The organism is Bittarella sp. HCP28S3_D9 (genome assembly GCF_052065655.1).
GTDB lineage: Bacteria > Bacillota > Clostridia > Oscillospirales > Ruminococcaceae > Bittarella > Bittarella massiliensis.
In genome coordinates, this window is sequence record NZ_JBQHTP010000018.1 from 1 (window position 1) to 15,128 (window position 15,128).

The 15,128-nt window shown below is 66.2% G+C and carries 16 protein-coding genes; 1 reads left to right on the forward strand and 15 read right to left on the reverse strand.

All coding sequences use genetic code 11. The features are described from left to right. Positions 1-384: 384 nt before the first annotated feature. The 9 genes from ACTNAU_RS09805 to ACTNAU_RS09845 all read right to left on the reverse strand — a co-directional run bounded on the left by ACTNAU_RS09805 (position 385) and on the right by ACTNAU_RS09845 (position 9,744). A complete protein-coding gene (locus ACTNAU_RS09805; RefSeq protein WP_441098322.1) occupies positions 385-1,743 on the reverse strand; it encodes an amidohydrolase in 1,359 nt (452 codons plus the stop codon). Positions 1,744-3,023: 1,280 nt separating this feature from the next. After that, complete coding sequence (locus tag ACTNAU_RS09810) at positions 3,024-4,493, reverse strand: hypothetical protein (protein WP_441098323.1); 1,470 nt, start codon at positions 4,491-4,493, stop codon at positions 3,024-3,026. A gap of 21 nt (positions 4,494-4,514) precedes the next feature. Next, positions 4,515-5,387, reverse strand: a complete 873-nt coding sequence (locus ACTNAU_RS09815; RefSeq protein WP_441098324.1) for a hypothetical protein — start codon at positions 5,385-5,387, stop codon at positions 4,515-4,517. A 52-nt stretch (positions 5,388-5,439) separates the two neighbouring features. After that, positions 5,440-5,877, reverse strand: coding sequence for a phage holin family protein (locus ACTNAU_RS09820; protein WP_185915311.1), 438 nt, complete (start codon positions 5,875-5,877; stop codon positions 5,440-5,442). A gap of 20 nt (positions 5,878-5,897) precedes the next feature. Further along, complete coding sequence (locus ACTNAU_RS09825; RefSeq protein ID WP_441098325.1) at positions 5,898-6,935, reverse strand: LysM peptidoglycan-binding domain-containing protein; 1,038 nt, start codon at positions 6,933-6,935, stop codon at positions 5,898-5,900. A 12-nt stretch (positions 6,936-6,947) separates the two neighbouring features. Next, positions 6,948-7,232, reverse strand: coding sequence for a hypothetical protein (locus ACTNAU_RS09830; RefSeq protein ID WP_185914996.1), 285 nt, complete (start codon positions 7,230-7,232; stop codon positions 6,948-6,950). 12 nt (positions 7,233-7,244) lie between these two features. Continuing rightward, a complete protein-coding gene (locus tag ACTNAU_RS09835) occupies positions 7,245-7,853 on the reverse strand; it encodes a hypothetical protein (protein ID WP_441098326.1) in 609 nt (202 codons plus the stop codon). 107 nt (positions 7,854-7,960) lie between these two features. Beyond that, entirely contained in the window at positions 7,961-8,686 is a 726-nt protein-coding gene (locus tag ACTNAU_RS09840; protein WP_185914994.1) for a pyocin knob domain-containing protein, read from the reverse strand. Beyond that, entirely contained in the window at positions 8,671-9,744 is a 1,074-nt protein-coding gene (locus ACTNAU_RS09845) for a tyrosine-type recombinase/integrase (protein ID WP_441098327.1), read from the reverse strand. The genes ACTNAU_RS09840 and ACTNAU_RS09845 overlap by 16 nt, the downstream gene beginning before the upstream one ends. Positions 9,745-9,868: 124 nt before the next feature. Here ACTNAU_RS09845 and ACTNAU_RS09850 point away from each other — a divergent pair, with 124 nt between their 5' ends. Next, the gene (locus ACTNAU_RS09850) at positions 9,869-10,267 is read left to right on the forward strand and encodes a hypothetical protein (protein WP_441098328.1); all 399 of its coding nucleotides are present in this window, start codon (positions 9,869-9,871) and stop codon (positions 10,265-10,267) included. Positions 10,268-10,334: 67 nt separating this feature from the next. Here ACTNAU_RS09850 and ACTNAU_RS09855 read toward each other — a convergent pair whose 3' ends face one another. The 6 genes from ACTNAU_RS09855 to ACTNAU_RS09880 are packed head-to-tail and all read right to left on the reverse strand — an operon-like array spanning position 10,335 to position 15,076. Beyond that, positions 10,335-10,532: a hypothetical protein gene (locus ACTNAU_RS09855; RefSeq protein ID WP_441098329.1), complete on the reverse strand. Its 198-nt coding sequence runs from the start codon at positions 10,530-10,532 to the stop codon at positions 10,335-10,337. A 10-nt stretch (positions 10,533-10,542) separates the two neighbouring features. Then, positions 10,543-11,343 carry a hypothetical protein gene (locus tag ACTNAU_RS09860; protein ID WP_441098330.1) on the reverse strand — a complete coding sequence of 267 codons (801 nt, stop codon included), beginning with the start codon at positions 11,341-11,343 and terminating at the stop codon, positions 10,543-10,545. Between the two features lie 17 nt (positions 11,344-11,360). Next, a complete protein-coding gene (locus tag ACTNAU_RS09865) occupies positions 11,361-13,193 on the reverse strand; it encodes a hypothetical protein (RefSeq protein ID WP_441098331.1) in 1,833 nt (610 codons plus the stop codon). Beyond that, positions 13,190-13,573, reverse strand: coding sequence for a hypothetical protein (locus tag ACTNAU_RS09870; protein ID WP_185914988.1), 384 nt, complete (start codon positions 13,571-13,573; stop codon positions 13,190-13,192). Before ACTNAU_RS09870 ends, ACTNAU_RS09865 begins: the two co-directional genes overlap by 4 nt. Position 13,574: 1 nt before the next feature. Then, positions 13,575-14,618: an FN3 associated domain-containing protein gene (locus ACTNAU_RS09875; RefSeq protein WP_441098332.1), complete on the reverse strand. Its 1,044-nt coding sequence runs from the start codon at positions 14,616-14,618 to the stop codon at positions 13,575-13,577. Between the two features lie 17 nt (positions 14,619-14,635). Next, positions 14,636-15,076 carry a hypothetical protein gene (locus tag ACTNAU_RS09880; protein ID WP_441098333.1) on the reverse strand — a complete coding sequence of 147 codons (441 nt, stop codon included), beginning with the start codon at positions 15,074-15,076 and terminating at the stop codon, positions 14,636-14,638. Between the last annotated feature and the right edge of the window lie 52 nt (positions 15,077-15,128).

Sequence of the window (15,128 nt, forward strand, 5' to 3'; positions counted from 1 at the left end):
CGCCGGGCCGATTAATTCCAGCGGGGGGCGGGGCGGGCCCCCCCGCCAAACGGGTGTCAAGCCAGCTGCCCGGGCTGTGCAGGGCAGACAAAAAGGGGGAAAGCCGCCGCTCTCCCCCGCGCCTGGCCCTTCTCACAGAGAGGGCGTTTCCCTCAAAGCGCCCCTCCCGCGGCAGCGGCAGATCGGCAGCGACAAGGCGACCAGATGGGGCCCCCTCCGCAAAAGCCCCCCGCCCGGCGGGGAGGCGCGCATGCCCGCGATACCCGGCAGCCTTCCCGGCGGGGCGCCCGCCCGGGGCCTCTTCCCCCCTCCCCGCCCGCCAAAAAAGCGCCCCGGCAAATAAGCCAGGGCGCTTTCTCTTGTGCAAGCGCTCAGGGGGGGGAACTAGTCCTCCAGCAGGGGCAGGGGGTCCATCTCCATCTCGATGGTGCCCAGCATGCTCTCCATGTACTCCACATAGCTCTCGCGGTCGAGCTTGGGCTGGTAGATCTCCATCAGGTGCCGGGCGCCGGCGGCGTCGCCCTTGAGCAGGTGGTAGGCGGTGAGGGCGAAGAGCTTGGCAGGCAGGATGTAGGCGATCTCCTCGTCCACCACCTCGACGTTGTTGTTGTGCAGCTGGCCGGTGAGGCCGGTGGTGTAAAACTGGATCAGGGGCATGATGGCCGACACGTCGCCAAAGTCGGTGGAGCCGGTGATGTGCTCGCTGGCCGGGACCTCTTTGACCCGCAGGGGCTTGGCCTCCCCCACGGCGTCGAGGGCGGCCTGCAGGGCCGACACGTCGGGGCAGGGCTGGGTGGAGAAGTAGCCGGGCAGGGTCTCGATCTCCAGCCCGCAGCCGGTGGCCAGGGCCCCGGCCTTGAAGGCGCGGTCGACCTTGGCGTTGGCGTCCTTCACCGCCTCCATGGTCTTGGCGCGCACGCAGTACTCCAGCACCACGTCGTCGGCGATGATGTTGACCGCGTCGCCGCCCTTGAGGTAGTAGCCGTGGCAGCGCACCGTGTCCTCGTCGCGGAAGCTCTCCCGCTGCAGGGCGATGCCGTGCAGGGCCAGCTCGGCGGCGTTGAGGGCGTCGACCCCCTTCTCGGGGAAGCCGGCGGCGTGGGCCTTGCGGCCCTTGAACTTGACGGTCTTGTTGACAAAGACGTTGGAGGAGCAGTTCATGATGATGGCGTCGTGCTCGGTGTCGGTGTCGCTGTGGTGGCCCAGGGCCACGTCGATGTCCTCAAAGGCGCCGATGCGGATGAGCTCGCACTTGCCGCCGCCGTAGCGGGCCTTGCCCTCTTTGCGCAGGCCGTTTTTGTAGTCGATGTCCACAAACTCCTCCGACGGGGTGGACATGAAGACCACGTTGCCGTCGAGGGCCTCTTTGACCTCGGGCACACTCAGGGCCAGGGCCGCGCCGATGGTGGCGGTCAGCTGGGCGTGGTGGCCGCAGCAGTGGGCGGCGCCGGTCTCGGGGTTGGTGTCCTTGTGGTTGGCGATGGGCAGGGCGTCCAGCTCGCCGATGACGGCCACGGTGGGGCCGGCGGTGCCCTTGGGCTTTAAGTAGCCCTTGGCCCCGGTGATGGCCAGACCCTCGTCCACCTCCATCCCCAGGCTCTTGAGTAGCTCGTTGAACTTGCCAGCAGTGCGGAACTCCCGGTACCCCAGCTCGGCGTGATGCCAAATATCCCGGCCAAAGGCCACGATCTGCTCGCGGTTTTGGTCGATGGTCTCGATGATCTTTTTCTCAATTTGATCCAATGAAATTACACCCCTTCAGTCACATTGTCTGACAAAATAACCGTTGTCGCTTTCCATTATACCGCCCGGCTGCGGCCCTTGAAAAGGGGCGGCGCGGGATATCGGCACTTTGGCACAACAAAGCAGTAAAATTCTGGGGTGATTGCATAAAAAAGCAGTGGGGGCGGGTGACCCGTTCCCCCACTTCGCCCTTCGCCCCCGCGGAGGAACGCCGACGCCTCCCGCCTCCTGTAGGGGCAACAGAAAAGACGCCCGCCCCTGGCCAGAGAGGGCGTCCCGATGGCAGGCACAGCCGGCATGGCTCCCCAAAAGGGCGGTCTCGGCGGCGTCCACCGCACTGAAAAGGGCGGCCGCCCCTCCCTGCGTGGCAGACAGTGTTCGCCTTTTCCCCCAGCGCCGAAGGGAGGACAGGATGGGCAGGGGCGCGAGCGGCCGCTTGTCGCCGGACACCAGTGCGCCGTCAAAGCCCCGTGACCGGGTCACAAAAAGGCCCACTGCACCGGTTCCTCCGCCTCCCCTCTCCCGCGGGGCGGGCGGCTTTCCCCTTCTCCTCCCCCAGCAGCGGACAGAGGGGAGGCGGACAGAGTCTCAAATGGCCGCCTGCCGCCGGACACCAGTGCGCCGTCAAACCCCTGCGGCCGGGCCACAAGAAGGCCCACTGCACCGGTTCCTCCGCCTCCCCTCTTCCGCGGGGCGGGCGGCTTTCCCCTTCTCCTCCCCCAGCGGCGGACGGAAGGGAGGCGGACAGAGTCTCAAATGGCCGTTTGCCGCCGGGCACCGGCGCGCCGTCAAAGCCCCGTGACCGGGTCACAAAAAGGCCCACTGCACCGGTTCCTCCGCCTCCCCTCTTCCGCGGGGCGGGCGGCTTTCCCCTTCTCCTCCCCCAGTGGCGGGCGGAGGGGAGGCGGACAGAGTCTCAAATGGCTGTTTGCCGCCGGGCACCGGCGCGCCGTCAAAGCCCCGTGACCGGGTCACAAAAAGGCCCTCATCGCCTGCTTCTCCGCCGCCTTCAGGGAGAAGCTCCGGTCAATGAAGGCTGCCCCGGCAGCGGACATACTGGAGCGGCACACAAAAAGGGAGGCCTCGGCGGCGCTGTCTGCCGCGCCGAAGAGGGCTGCCCGCCCTCCCGCTGGCGGAGGGATGAAATATCCCTCCCCGTGGGCAACAGATAGCCGCCCGCGCCCACCGGTGGCGTGACAGGGCATCCCTCCCCCGCAGACAACAAAAAAAGCCGCCCACCCCTTCTTTTATGGGGCGGACGGCTCTCGCCTCCTCCACTCTCAGCGCCGGAGGGTGGGAAGAACAGGCAGGGGCGCAAGCGGCTGTTTGGCACCGGAGACGAAGTCGCTGTCAAACCCCTGCGGCCGGGTCACAAAAAAGGTCCGCAGGGCCTGCCACTCCGCCTCCTCGGGGGAGAGTCCCCGGTCGATGAGGGCGTCCCGGTAGCGGGCATAGCTGGAGCGGCTCTCCAAAAGGGCGGTCTCGGCGGCGCTGTCCACTGCGCCGGAGAGGGCTGCCCGCTTTCTGTCTGCGGCGACTTTCTGCAAATCTCCCACCAGGCCGGGCTCGGTCTCCCCTGTCGGGAGCAGTTTCCCCGCCAGCCACTCTGAAGCCCCTCCGGCAGTGGCCGCCAACAGGGCCTCATCGGCGGTGCCCCCGTTGGCAGTCGCCCGCCAGCCGCTATCCCCCGCTGCCTGGGCGATGTCCAGGGCCGGCGCAAGGGCGCCCGCCGGGGCGTGGGTGAGCGACTCCCCCATGTCCAGCGCGCCGTTGATGAGCATCTGCTGCCACGCCGGTCGGCCCTCGGTCAGCCCCTCCCGCCCGGCATTTTTTGCAATCGCGCCGGAAAAGAAGGGGTTGTAGGGGTCCACCGGCTCGTACTCCCCCGCCACGGCGTTTTTCAGGCCCTGCCCGACGATGGGGAGGACGGCCAGCGGGCCGAGCACGCCGCCGGCGAGGACGCTCTGCGCCGCCCCCGACACCGGGTGTTCGCGGGCGTCCTCCTTCACCTGCTCGGCCAGCTCCTCCCCCTCCCGCCGGTTGAGGGAGCGGTCCAGCAGCTCCAGGTACCGATCCGCCGACGCCCGGTCGCCCTTTCCCAGGTAGTAGTTGTAGTCCTTTCGCTCCTGGTCGGACAACTGCCGGTACTTGGCCTGCGCGCCGTCGTTGTAGGTGATCGGGACCCCGCCGGCCCCATTGTCCACAAAGGCAAAGGCGCCGGGGTTGCGGTGGGCAAACTCCACCGGGTTTTTCACCGCTCCCCGGGTGAAGAGGGGCTCGCTGTCCAGGCTTTTCCCCTGGGCGGCCAGCTCCTCGTAGTCGCTGTTCCGGCGCGCCGCCTGCAGCCCCTCCAACTCCCTCTGCGCCTCTGCCGCCGGCACCGCGCCTTTCAGCCAGTTGGCGGCGTCGCTGTAGCGGCGGGACTGCGCCCGCTCCTTCCGCGACTGCTGGGCATGGGGCTCGGCCTCGGCGGCATAGCCCCCCTGGCGCAGCAGGTAGGCCTGGGCCGCCTCGTCCAGCGACGCGTCCTGCCGGGCAAGGCGCTCCTCCCTGGCCCGGCGCACCAGGTCCTCCCGGTATTCCCTCTGCCGGTCGGTGGCGGTCCCCGCCCGCTCCACCCGGCCGATGGCGTACGCCTCGGTGGCCGCCCGCTCGGGGTCAAAGGCAGAGGGCCGTCCCCCGCCTCCATGTTGACCCAACCGGGCCAACAGCCGCTCCTCCTCTTCGCTCAACAGGCGAAATCGCTCCATCTCTTCCTCTCCCTCCATCTGTCAATACAGGTCGCTGGGGGCGCCCGCCAGCCCGGCGATGGCGGCAAAGTCGCTGCCGCCAAACTGCGCCCGCAGATCCTCCAGGGCCTTGGCCCAGGCCTGCCGCTGGATCTGCTCGATCTGGCTGTAGGTGCCGGCCCGGCCCACCCCCAGCGACTGGGCGTAGCTGTCCACCCGGTCGATCAGGGAGCGGGAGTAGAGCTTTTTGTCGGCCGCCGTCAGCCCCGCCTTGCGGGCCGTCGAGCCGCCGCCCGCCTGAGCGTAGCTGGGCGCGCTGGAGCGGGAGCTGGCGGCCGCTGCATTCGCCAGCTCCCGCTGAAAGGCCTGCTCCTCCTTGCGGATGCGGTCCTCCCGCTCCTGCTGCTCCCGGCGCAGCTGGTCCTCTCTCTCCTGCTGCTGGCGGCGGAGCTGGTCCTCCCGCTCCCGCTGCAGGCGGCGCAGTTCCTCCTCCTGCACGGCGGCGGCGATCTTCTCGTTCCAGCGGGAGGTGGAGGCGGCGATCTGCTTGCCGGTGTCGTAGCCCAGGTCCTTGATTTTGGCCTCGATCTCGGCGATCTTCTTTGCCTCCTCCAAATCGGCCACGTTCAGCGAGCCCCGCAGCGCCGTGTCCTGGCGGATGCGGGAGGTCTCGGAATAGCCCGAGCGGGGCTCCTGGTAGACCCCGCCGGCCAGCCCCTTCTGGGCCAGCACCTCGTTGTTGCCGATGGCCGAGAGGCGGGCGTTGGTGTAGGTGTCCCCCCGCAACTTGGCGGCCGCCTCCTTGATGGGGTCTTTTTGCTGGTTCAGCGCGGCCGTCTGCTGGGCCTGGGCCAATTCGTACAGCCGCTTCTCCTCCTCCATCGACTGGCGCAGCTGGTCAATATAACTGGACATGGCGTCCCCTCCTTCACTCAAAAAAAGGCCCCGCCGGACGGCAGGGCCCCTCTCACTCCGACTTTCCGGCCCCGTCCGCCCGGGACTGGAGCACCGAGATGGCGCCGGCGATCACCTTGGGTACCGGCACTCCCATCAGCCCCACGTTCTCCACCACCGAGAGCAGCTCGTTGGCCAGAAAGGCCAGGGCCGCCCCGTCCCGGATGAAGCCGGTGCCCATCACCAGGTCCAGCCGGGCCGCCAGCAGCACCACCAGCAGCATGGCCCCCTTGCGGCAGAGCCCCTTGAACCCCGCCCGGCTCTCCAGCGAGCCGTCTGCCGACTTGCCCGAGCGGTGAAAGACCCCCGCCACCACCAGCCCAGTCAGGTAGTCGGCCCCCATGACGATGAGCAGGGCTGTGAGCATCTGCGACCATCCCCCCATTGCGGCGGAGATCGCGCCGCCCACTGTCCCCACAGCCGCCAGCACCCACGCCTTGATGTGTGTCATCTGTTCCACTTCCGCTCCCCCTATCTCGGAATATCCAACACCTGCCCGGGGTAGATGGTGTCCCCGGACAGGCCGTTTGCGGCCTTGATTTCCCCGTATCTGCCGCCGCTGCCCAGCTCCCGGGCGGCGATGGCCCAGAGGCTGTCCCCCTTTTGAACGGTGTAGGTCCTGCCGCCCGTCGGCGCAGTCGAGGTGGCGCTCCCGCCCCCGATTTGGATCACCTGCCCGGGGTAGATGCGGTCGGGGTTGACGAGCCCATTGCGCTCTGCCAGGGCAGCCACCGTGGTGCCGTAGGTTTGGGCAATTCCCCAGAGGGTGTCGCCCTTCTGCACCGTGTAGGTCCTGTCCTCTACTGGCCTGGACGGGACGAGAGGGCGCTCGGCCTCCCCCTCTTCACCGCCCCCGCTCTCGCCTTCGCTCCCCTGACCCCGGCCGTTGAGCCCAGCGGCCTGGATGATGGCCGGGTAGTCCTTGTAGGCGATGTCGCAGTCCACCCGACCGGCAATGCCCGGCACCGCCCCGTCGCTGGTGTGCTGCCAGATGCCGCAGGGCAGGCTGGGCCCCTCCACCCCCCAGTGGGCCAGCCAGAAGTCGTACTTTGCCAACTGGTCGGCGCACAGCCGGTTGAGATACCAGTCCCGGTTGGCGTACCACATGGCGTAGTAGCCCGCCTCCTCCAGCCGGGCGCAGACGGTCTTTACAATGTCGGTGGCCAACTGCCGGCCGATGCCGCCCCGCTTGGCCTTGTAGCCGTCGGCGTCCTCCATGTCGATGACGATGGGGTAGCTGGGCTTTTTGCCGCGAAGCAGCCGCAGCAGATGGGCGGCCTCGCTCTCGGCCTCCTCAATGCTCATGGCGTAGCTGTAGAGGTAGGCCCCCCAGGGGAGACCCACTGCCTCGCACCCGGCCACATTTTGCAAAAAGCGCTCGTCGTCCTGGCCTTCCCGGTCCGATCCGTAGCCCGCCCGGAGCAGGGCGAACTGCACTCCAGAGGACTTGACCTTTTCCCAGTCAATGGACCCCTGGTGCTTGGAGACGTCGATTCCTTTGAACTCCATTCTTTTCTCCTTTCAGCAGTCGGCCGCGTTTGCCCATTTGGGCAGGGACTTGATTTTGGTGTACATGGCCTCACGGAGGTTGCCGTTGCTCTGGGATTCGGACAGCCCCATGGTGATGCCCGTGGTGGTAACAGGCGCTCTTGCAGCACTGCCCCTAGTGTTGGCGTTGAGGTAGCTGTACAGGGTTGCGGTCACCTCTGCACCCTCGCCCTGCTGGTAACGCACCGGCAGCCCGTCAATGCGGTGGCGGCTGGCGGTGGTGCCATTGTCATAGGTGATTTGTTTTTCAAGTGCCATTTTGCACCTCTCCTATTCTATTGACCAAACCTTGACCGTCCAGTTTTCCGAATTATCAGCAGCCTCGCTGCCGCGCATATATGGGATAGACAAAGTGACTTTGCGGTTGCTTGCCCACTGTGACCATGGCATATCCGCACTGCCTGACGCCAACTTAACTTCTGGTGCTCGTCCATTAATAACAGCTGTATTATGCGCCGCCAAAATATCCAACACAACTTTCACAGTCAGTTGGTTATTGAGATAATCTACTACGGGGCATACCAACAGCACATAAGATGCACGATATTGGGGCGCGCCCCCTCTATGAGGATTGGATGCGATAGATGCGAGGAAATTCTTATCTGTAGAAAAGTCAAAAGAGATGTCCTGGAACCCCTTGTTGTCTGTCACCACCCGAGGCGCCATTGTCCATGATGTTGGCCGAAATCCAGTAAATACCCCTATGTCATTTGCCGTCGGCATCTGTGCCAACTTCCCGTCGCTGTCCAGGGTCGCGACCCCGCCGGCCGCCCCCTTCTCGCTCGCGGGGACAGCCGCCCCGGCCAGGGCCGCCACCTCCGCAAAATTTTCATTCAGGGGCTCCACCCAGTTGGGTTCGCCCTTTACAAAGGTGTACATTTTCTCTTCCTCCTCTTCTCTTTTTGAGCGTCCCCCTTCCCCGAAAGAGGAGGGGCGGGCCGCCAACAGTCTCCCCGAGCCCTCGACTGGACTACCGACGCCTCCGCCTATTTCCAGCGGCCGACGCAGATATAGTTCATTGTCAACTGTGTGCCGTTGGGATAGGTGACATCATTGACCGCATCTGAAACACGCACCAAAAACCCGTTCACTGTAATGCCGCGAATGGCTCCAAGGGCGGCCGAGGTGCCAACCCACTGAAACGATATCGTCGGCACGTAGTCAGCCGCTGCAAATGCCACCGGCAATGTGATGGTGATTTCGGAAGACTGTATCGTGTAGGCCTTGGCAGCCCGGCAGATCATCGTCCCATCCGGGAATTTGGTCCAACTGCCGTTGGCGTTGCTGCCGGACTGAATGCCGCTGGAGGGCGACCAGGATGACCACACTCCGGACAGACGACGGCGCACCCACCAACCGCCCACGGTGTAACACTCATAGGTCTGCACCAAATCGCTGCCCCCGTCAGCCAAGCTGCCGTATACCCGCAGCATCCCACTGTCGACACAGGGCAGGTTGCCGACTGATTTTGCCGTGGTGGCAGACGGGATGTCCACCATCTCACCGGGCACAGTGTAGTTGTCGGCGTTGTCCCAACCCGAGGTCACTGTGGGCTGGTACAGCATTTTTGTAGGGGTGGCTGGCATTGCCCCCGCCTGTTCGGCCGTCACCCCGTGGGGGTTGTCCCGAACGGCGGCATGGGCCGCCACCTCCTCGAAGTTTTCATTCAGGGGCTTCACCCAGCCGGGTTCGCCCTTCACAAAGGTGTACATTCTCCTCTTCCTCCTCTTTTCAGTCCAGACGCCGGCCCCCTCCTCCCCCGAAAGAGGAGGAGGGGACGCCCTTCGGCGCCCCCTCGGTCAGGCGGCCACGAACTTGTCGTACTGCCGCCGTATGTGCTCCACGCTGATCTCGGCGTAGATCTGCGTGGTGTCCAGCTCCTCGTGGCCCAGAAGCCGCTGGAGGATGGACAGGTCCATCCCCTTGTCGTAGGCCGCGGTGGCAAAGGTGTGGCGCAGCAGGTGGGGGTGGACCCGGTGGTTGAGCCCCGCCCGCTCGCCGATGCCCTGGATGATCCGCTCGATGGCCCGGTGCTTGATGGCGCCGTAGGGCCGCCTGCCGCTGGCAAAGAGGGCGCTGCCCCCCGCCGGTCCTTCAGGTACAGCTCGATCATCAGCCGGGCGCGCACCGAGAAGTAGACGGTGCGGCTCTTGTCCCCCTTGCCGTGGACGGTGACGCTGCGGTCCTGTAGGTTGAGGCTGTCCACCTCAATGGTGGCGGCCTCGTCGAGCCGGACGCCGGAGGAGACGAAAAACTCCAGCATCGCCTTCTCGCGGTAGGTGCGGCAGGCGTCGCGCATCCGCTCCACCTCCTCGCTGGTGAGGGGCTTGCGGGCGTGCTTTTTGTCCAGCTTCATCGACTTGATCTTGCTCATGGGGTTGCGCTTGACGATGCCCTCGTCCCGGCTCCAGCTAAAAAAGGAGCGCAGGGTGTTGATCTTGGTCTGCACGCTGGAATCGGCGTTCCCCCGCTCGTCGTAGAGGTAGGCAATGTACTCGCGGATGTCATCGGTGTTGATTTTGGCGATGTGCTTTTTCACCTGCCCCTCAAAGATAGCCAGGTCGTAGGAGTAGTTTTTGAGGGTCTTCTCCGAGAGGCCGTCGATGCGCTTGGCGGTGAGGAATTGGCGGATGCGGCGGCGCAGGTTGCTCCGCCCGCCCGCATCCTCCCTGCCCACTTGATAGGGGGCGAGCACCTCCGCCAAGCGGGCTTCCTCCAGCCCGGGAAAGGCGGCCAAAAGCGCACTGGTGAGTTCTGATTTTGCGTCCACAGTAAAAACTCCTTTTTGCTTTTCAGTATAGCAAAAAGGAGCGCCCGCGCCGCACTAGTCGAATAAGGCGGACGTGGTAGACGGAAAAATCACTCCGATGCCGACGGCGCAGGACGTGGGAGCTTTGGTACAGGAGTCTGGGAAATGGGTACCGCAGTTTGTCGGTGCAGATGGCGGCACAGCCATTACCGCGGGGGCTTATGGCATGTACAGCCGTACTGGGAATGTTGTAACAGTGGGCTTTGATATCATTTGGAGGAGTGCCGGTACACTGCAGGGGCTTGTCTGTCTGGGAGGCTTTCCCTTTTGCATGGGTGGGCCGACGGGCGCCGCTCGCTCCTATTTTGTAGGTTACAAATACAAATTGACTTTCTCCGTTGACGGAGCACTATTTTTGACCTCTCCTGGAGACGGTTCAACAGCATATATCAGAATACAAAACGGCAATTCCTTTTCCAATTTAGATGCCAGCTCATTTCAAGAGGGGACAGAAATAGCCGGTACAATCACCTACCTCACCTAGATTTTACAAAGAAGTCTTAATGTGCCAAAACATCGCTAAATTTAAGCTGTTTATTTTATCAATCCATTTATGGGTGATTACATTGGCCCCCCACGTCCGCCTTATTCGACAATTGCGCATCCACGTACGCCTTGGTCGGGGCCCCCAGCTGCTCGGCCGTCACCCCGTGGGGGTTGTCCTGGGCCGCGGCGTGGGCCGCCGCTTCCTCGAAATTCTGGTTCAGGGGCTCCACCCAGTTGAGCTCCCCCTTTACAAATCTGTGCATCTTCTCCTCCTCATCTCACTGTCAACAGCAGACTCTGGCTCCCGCTCTCGCCGCAGAAGGCGTACTGCCCCCCGCCCAGCCGGTGAACCTCCTTCATCTCGCCCCACCGGGGCAGGGTCGAGACCTGCAGCGTCCCGTCAAGATCCTGCTCGGTCTCCACCGGCTGGCTCACCAGCGGCCCGCCGCCGCAGGGCCCGTCGCCGATGCCCCCCACCCCGCAGGCGTACTCCGCCGCGTAGAGGGCGCACTCGGCAACCCTGCCGTCGGCCTCCGCCACCCCCGTCAAGCTCCCGATTTGCTGGGTGGGCTGCCGCCCCTCCAGCGCCTGGATCAGCACCAGCAGCTTCCCCGCCGCGTCGCTGGAGAGGATCCCCTGCACCCCCTCTAGCCAGGCGCGCATCTCGGCGGCGGAGCGGGCCTTGCTCGCCTCGATCCAGGCCAAAAAGTTCACCAGCTCCAACTGGGCCTCCTCCGAGCGCCCCGCCACCTCGGCGGCGTACCCCTCGTAGGCCTCGGCCGCCATGGCGGTGTGCCGGGCCAAAAAGGAGAGAAACTCCCCGTACTCCTTGTCGCTGCCGGTCTTCTCCCGCAGGTAGGTCAGCACGTCCGCCAGCGCCCCGTACTCGGTGCCGATGTTCTCCGCGCCCCCCGGCCCCACCAGATCGTCCACCACCCCGTTGAGGGCGGTCTTCAGCTCCACGGTGGAGTTGGAGTCAAACCACTCCTTGAGCTTCTGGGCGCTCATCTTGGGGGTGTCCGCCAGCGCGCTCACCGGCTTTGCAAACCCCGTTATCTTTCTGTCTTTGAGCACGAATGCCCTCCTCTCCTCTACTTGACCTTTCCCCCCACCCCGTAGGTGATGGAGATGGACACGAACCCGAAGGGCTCGTCCAACTGGGCGTTGCGCAGTTTCAGCTGAAAGAGCTGGATCTTCCGCTCCTTCACCCCGGTGGCCAGCACGCTGGGCACCTGGATGGTTCGAAAGGAGAACCGCCCGAAGTCCATCCGCTCCCAGTCGAACAGGTCGATGTTCTCCTGGGCGACCAGCCGCTCCCCCTCCTCGTCCGAGCTGTAATACACCTCGATCCCGCTGCGCTGGTAGGGCAGCGGGGCCACGTGGACATCCCGCACCGTCTTGTAGCGCGTCCAGGTGCCGAAGTGCAGGTAGGGGGTCACCCAGTAGGCCTCGATGGGGGCCCCGTCGTCCCGGTAGGCCCCCTCCTCCTCCGGCCGGCAGAAGCGGCAGACCCGCCCGTCCGCCGTGCCGAAGTAGAGGCTCTCCCCCAGCGCGCACCAGCAGACGGCGGGGATGTTGTCCCAGTAGTACCACTCGTACTGGGCGCTCCCCCCGTCCCGGTAGACCTGGCGGCTGTCCGCCAGGTAGCAGTGGCCGTTCACCGCCAGGTAGTACCGCCCCTGAAAGACGCAGGCCGCGGCCTCCGCCAGCCCCGGCTCCCCCAGCAGCCGGTTGTCGATGCGGCGGGAGCAGTGCCGCAGCATCCGCTGCTGGGTCACGGCCGTCCCCGCCACCCCGTACACCCCATCGGGGGAGAGGAAGAGGGGCGCGTCCTCCAGCACCTGAAAGCTGTCGCTGCTCACCGCACCGGCCCCCGCCGCCCCCTGTTGCAGGGGGAAGAGGGGGCCCCCCTCCCCGTCCAGCTCAAAGGTGCGCAAAAACTGGGTGGCGTCCTGGTCGTTGTCCTCCTTGAGGATGATCTGGGTCTCGTACTGCCTTGCGTAGCCCATGATGGCGCTGGCGTCCCCGCCCACCTTGGTGTAGCCGGTGTCGGGGAAGTAGGTGGGGTCGTACAGCCCCGACTGCCAGTCCACGTTCTTCTCCGCGGCGTTCCCGGCCAGGAACACCCGGGTGTCGTTTTTCCCGCCGTAGATGCCGAAGAGCCGGCAGCCGTCGATCTTCTGCCGGTGGCCGGCCACCGTCTTGCGGTAGGTGATGACCACGTTGTCCACGTTCTGCACCGCCTTGGGGGGCGCCGTTTTGAAGGTCACCCGCCCCGCGGCCCGGTCCACCGTGAAGTCGGTCCCCTCGGCCTTGGCGGCCCCCGCCACCACAGCCGTCACCGCTGCGGCGTCCAGCCCGCCGGTGCTCAGCTGAAAGGCGGTGGCCGACCCGTCGGCCTGAAAGCTCTCCTTCCGGCCCGGGGTCAGCAGGTTCACCGCCTCAAAGGCCTTGCCGCCCCCCGCCGGGGGCGCGCCGATGCGCACCGTCGGCAGGTAGGCCACCTCGGCCACCGGGCGGACGGCCGCGCCGTCGTAGCGGCGGTAGGTCACCCCGTCCAGCAGGTAGAGGCAATCCCCCATCACAAAGCTGCGGGAGCGCCCCGCCGCCATCCCGGCGCAGAGCTGGGTCAGCCCCCCGTCCGCCCCCACCCGGTAGAGGGCGGTGCCGATGTGGGCCAGCAGCTGTTCCCCGCTGCCCCCGGCCAGCCTGTGCAGCCCCCAGACCCGGCCGCTGCCCTGGGCCACCCGCTTGTAGCCGGTGCGCTTGATCGGGAAGAAGGCCTGGTCGGCGATCATGTTCAGCGCGTCGGGGGAGCGGCTGACATCCACCTGGGTGCTGTCGGAGGAAAAGTCCACCCCCCGAAACTGCTGGATCACCACCGGCGCGAGGGGGCGGCCGGCGGGCAGTTGGTAGCGGCTCATCGCCCGTCCCCCCCGTAGCAGTCGGCCACCGGCACGAAGTCCGCCGGGGAGAGGGCCGCCAGGGCCGCGTCGTACACGGCATTAAAGTAGTTGGCCTTGCCCGGGTCGTCGTCCATCACCAGCATCCCCGCCAGCCCGTAGGGCAGGGCCCCCGCCAGCAGCTCCTCCCGGTAGGGCAGCTCCTCCCCCTCGGTGGCGATCCGGGGGAGGGCGGCCAGGGGCGGGTGTCCCCTGGCCCGCCGCAGGGCCTGTTCCGCCGGGTAGGCCCCGGCCAGCAGCAGGTTGACCAGGGGCACCAGCTTGTCCCGGTAGCCCTTGGCCCGGTCGCGGCTCTCGGCCATCAGCGCCAGGGCGGCGCCGTAGAGGTCGTCGGCGGTCATCTTAGGCCACCAGCTCGGCCAAGTCGCTGGGGAATTTGCCCTCGGCATAGGCCACCGCCTTGACGGTGGTGCCGGCGGCAATGGCCCCCAGGGCGGCGGCGTAGACCTGGGCGGTCTTGGAGTAGCGGGGATCGGTGCCGTCGGTGGTGTAGAGGATCTTGCCCGCCCCCTCGCAGGTGATGGCCCCGCTGGCCTTGGCGATGCTCACCGCCCCCAGCTTGGCGGCGCTGTCCACCGCCGCGTAGCAGGCCCCGGAGCGGGCGCCCAGCACAAAGGCGTCGTAGATGTTGCGCCCCTCCAGCAGGTGGCCGGAGATGCCCGGAGGGTCCAGGTGCAGGTGGGTGTCGTGGAGTTTGGCCGGCTCCAGCACGGCCGAGCGGTGCCACAGCTCAAAGTAGACCCCCTCGGGGAAGTAGCGGGAGGGCACCTTGATGACCGCGTTGCCATCCAGCTCTCCCACCTCGCCCTTGGCCACCGACTTCTTGCCCAGCTCGCCGATGGCGATGAACTCGTCCGAGCCCTTGATCAGCCGGTAGACTTCCGGGGTCACAAAGAGGAAGCGCCCCTCGTCCGGGGCGATGTTCTCGTCCAAAAACTCCCCGGCGGCGGCCACCATGTCCACCACCGTGGCCTTGGTGGGCTTGGCGATGCCCGCCACCCTGCCGGCCTGCTGGGCCACCTGGGCAAAGACCCGCTTGTCCATGTTGGGGATGGCCTGCTCGTCCAGCTGCAGCCGCAGCATCCGCCCGGCGTTTTTCACCCCCATCTGCTCGGAGTTGTTCCCCTTGTCCACGGTGAGGGAGAAGCCCTCGTCCACCTCCAGGGTGAAGGTCTGCACCGTGTCCTGCATCTCCTGGGGCTCGCCGTAGCGGTTGGTGCCGGTGCGCTTGTAGGCGGCCATGGGCACGGTCTGGGGGGTCACCACCTCCAGGGTCTTGACGCCGGTGAACTTGTAGTCGCCGTTGGTGTGGGCCTTCACGTAGCTGCCGTGGGTGAAGGCGGTCGCGATCTTGTTCGAAAATTTGGTTGCCAGATTGATGGCCATAGTCCTCTCTCCTTCTCTCATTCAAAAAATCCCTGGAGGAAGGGGTCTGCCTCGTCCTGCCCCGCCTCCCCCGCCAGACTGCCGACGGCCGCCTGCCGGTTTCGCTCGTTTTGCTCCAGCGCGGCCAGCTTGGCCTTGAGCTGGGCGTTCTCGTGGCGGCGGTAGGCCTCCACCAGGGGCTCCCCCGCCGCCGCCCGCCGCCACACCTCGTCGGGGATGTCCGCCACCCCCACCTCGGGGTAGGCCTCGAAAAAGCGGCGGTACTCGGCCCACCGCCCCTCCTCCGGCGAGGGGGCGGCCCCCGCCATCTGCTCCTTCAGGGCCCGCACGTACTCCCCCCGGCTCAGGCCGGAGCGGGCGGCAAAGGCGTCCAGCACCTCCCAGGCCGGGTCCCGGCGCAGCTCGTCCCGCTCCTGGCGGATGTGGTCGTAGTCCAGCCCCTTCTGGGCCAGGGACACCGCCTCGGAAAGGGGCACCTCCCGCGCCTGTCCCAGGTGGGTGAGGCGAACT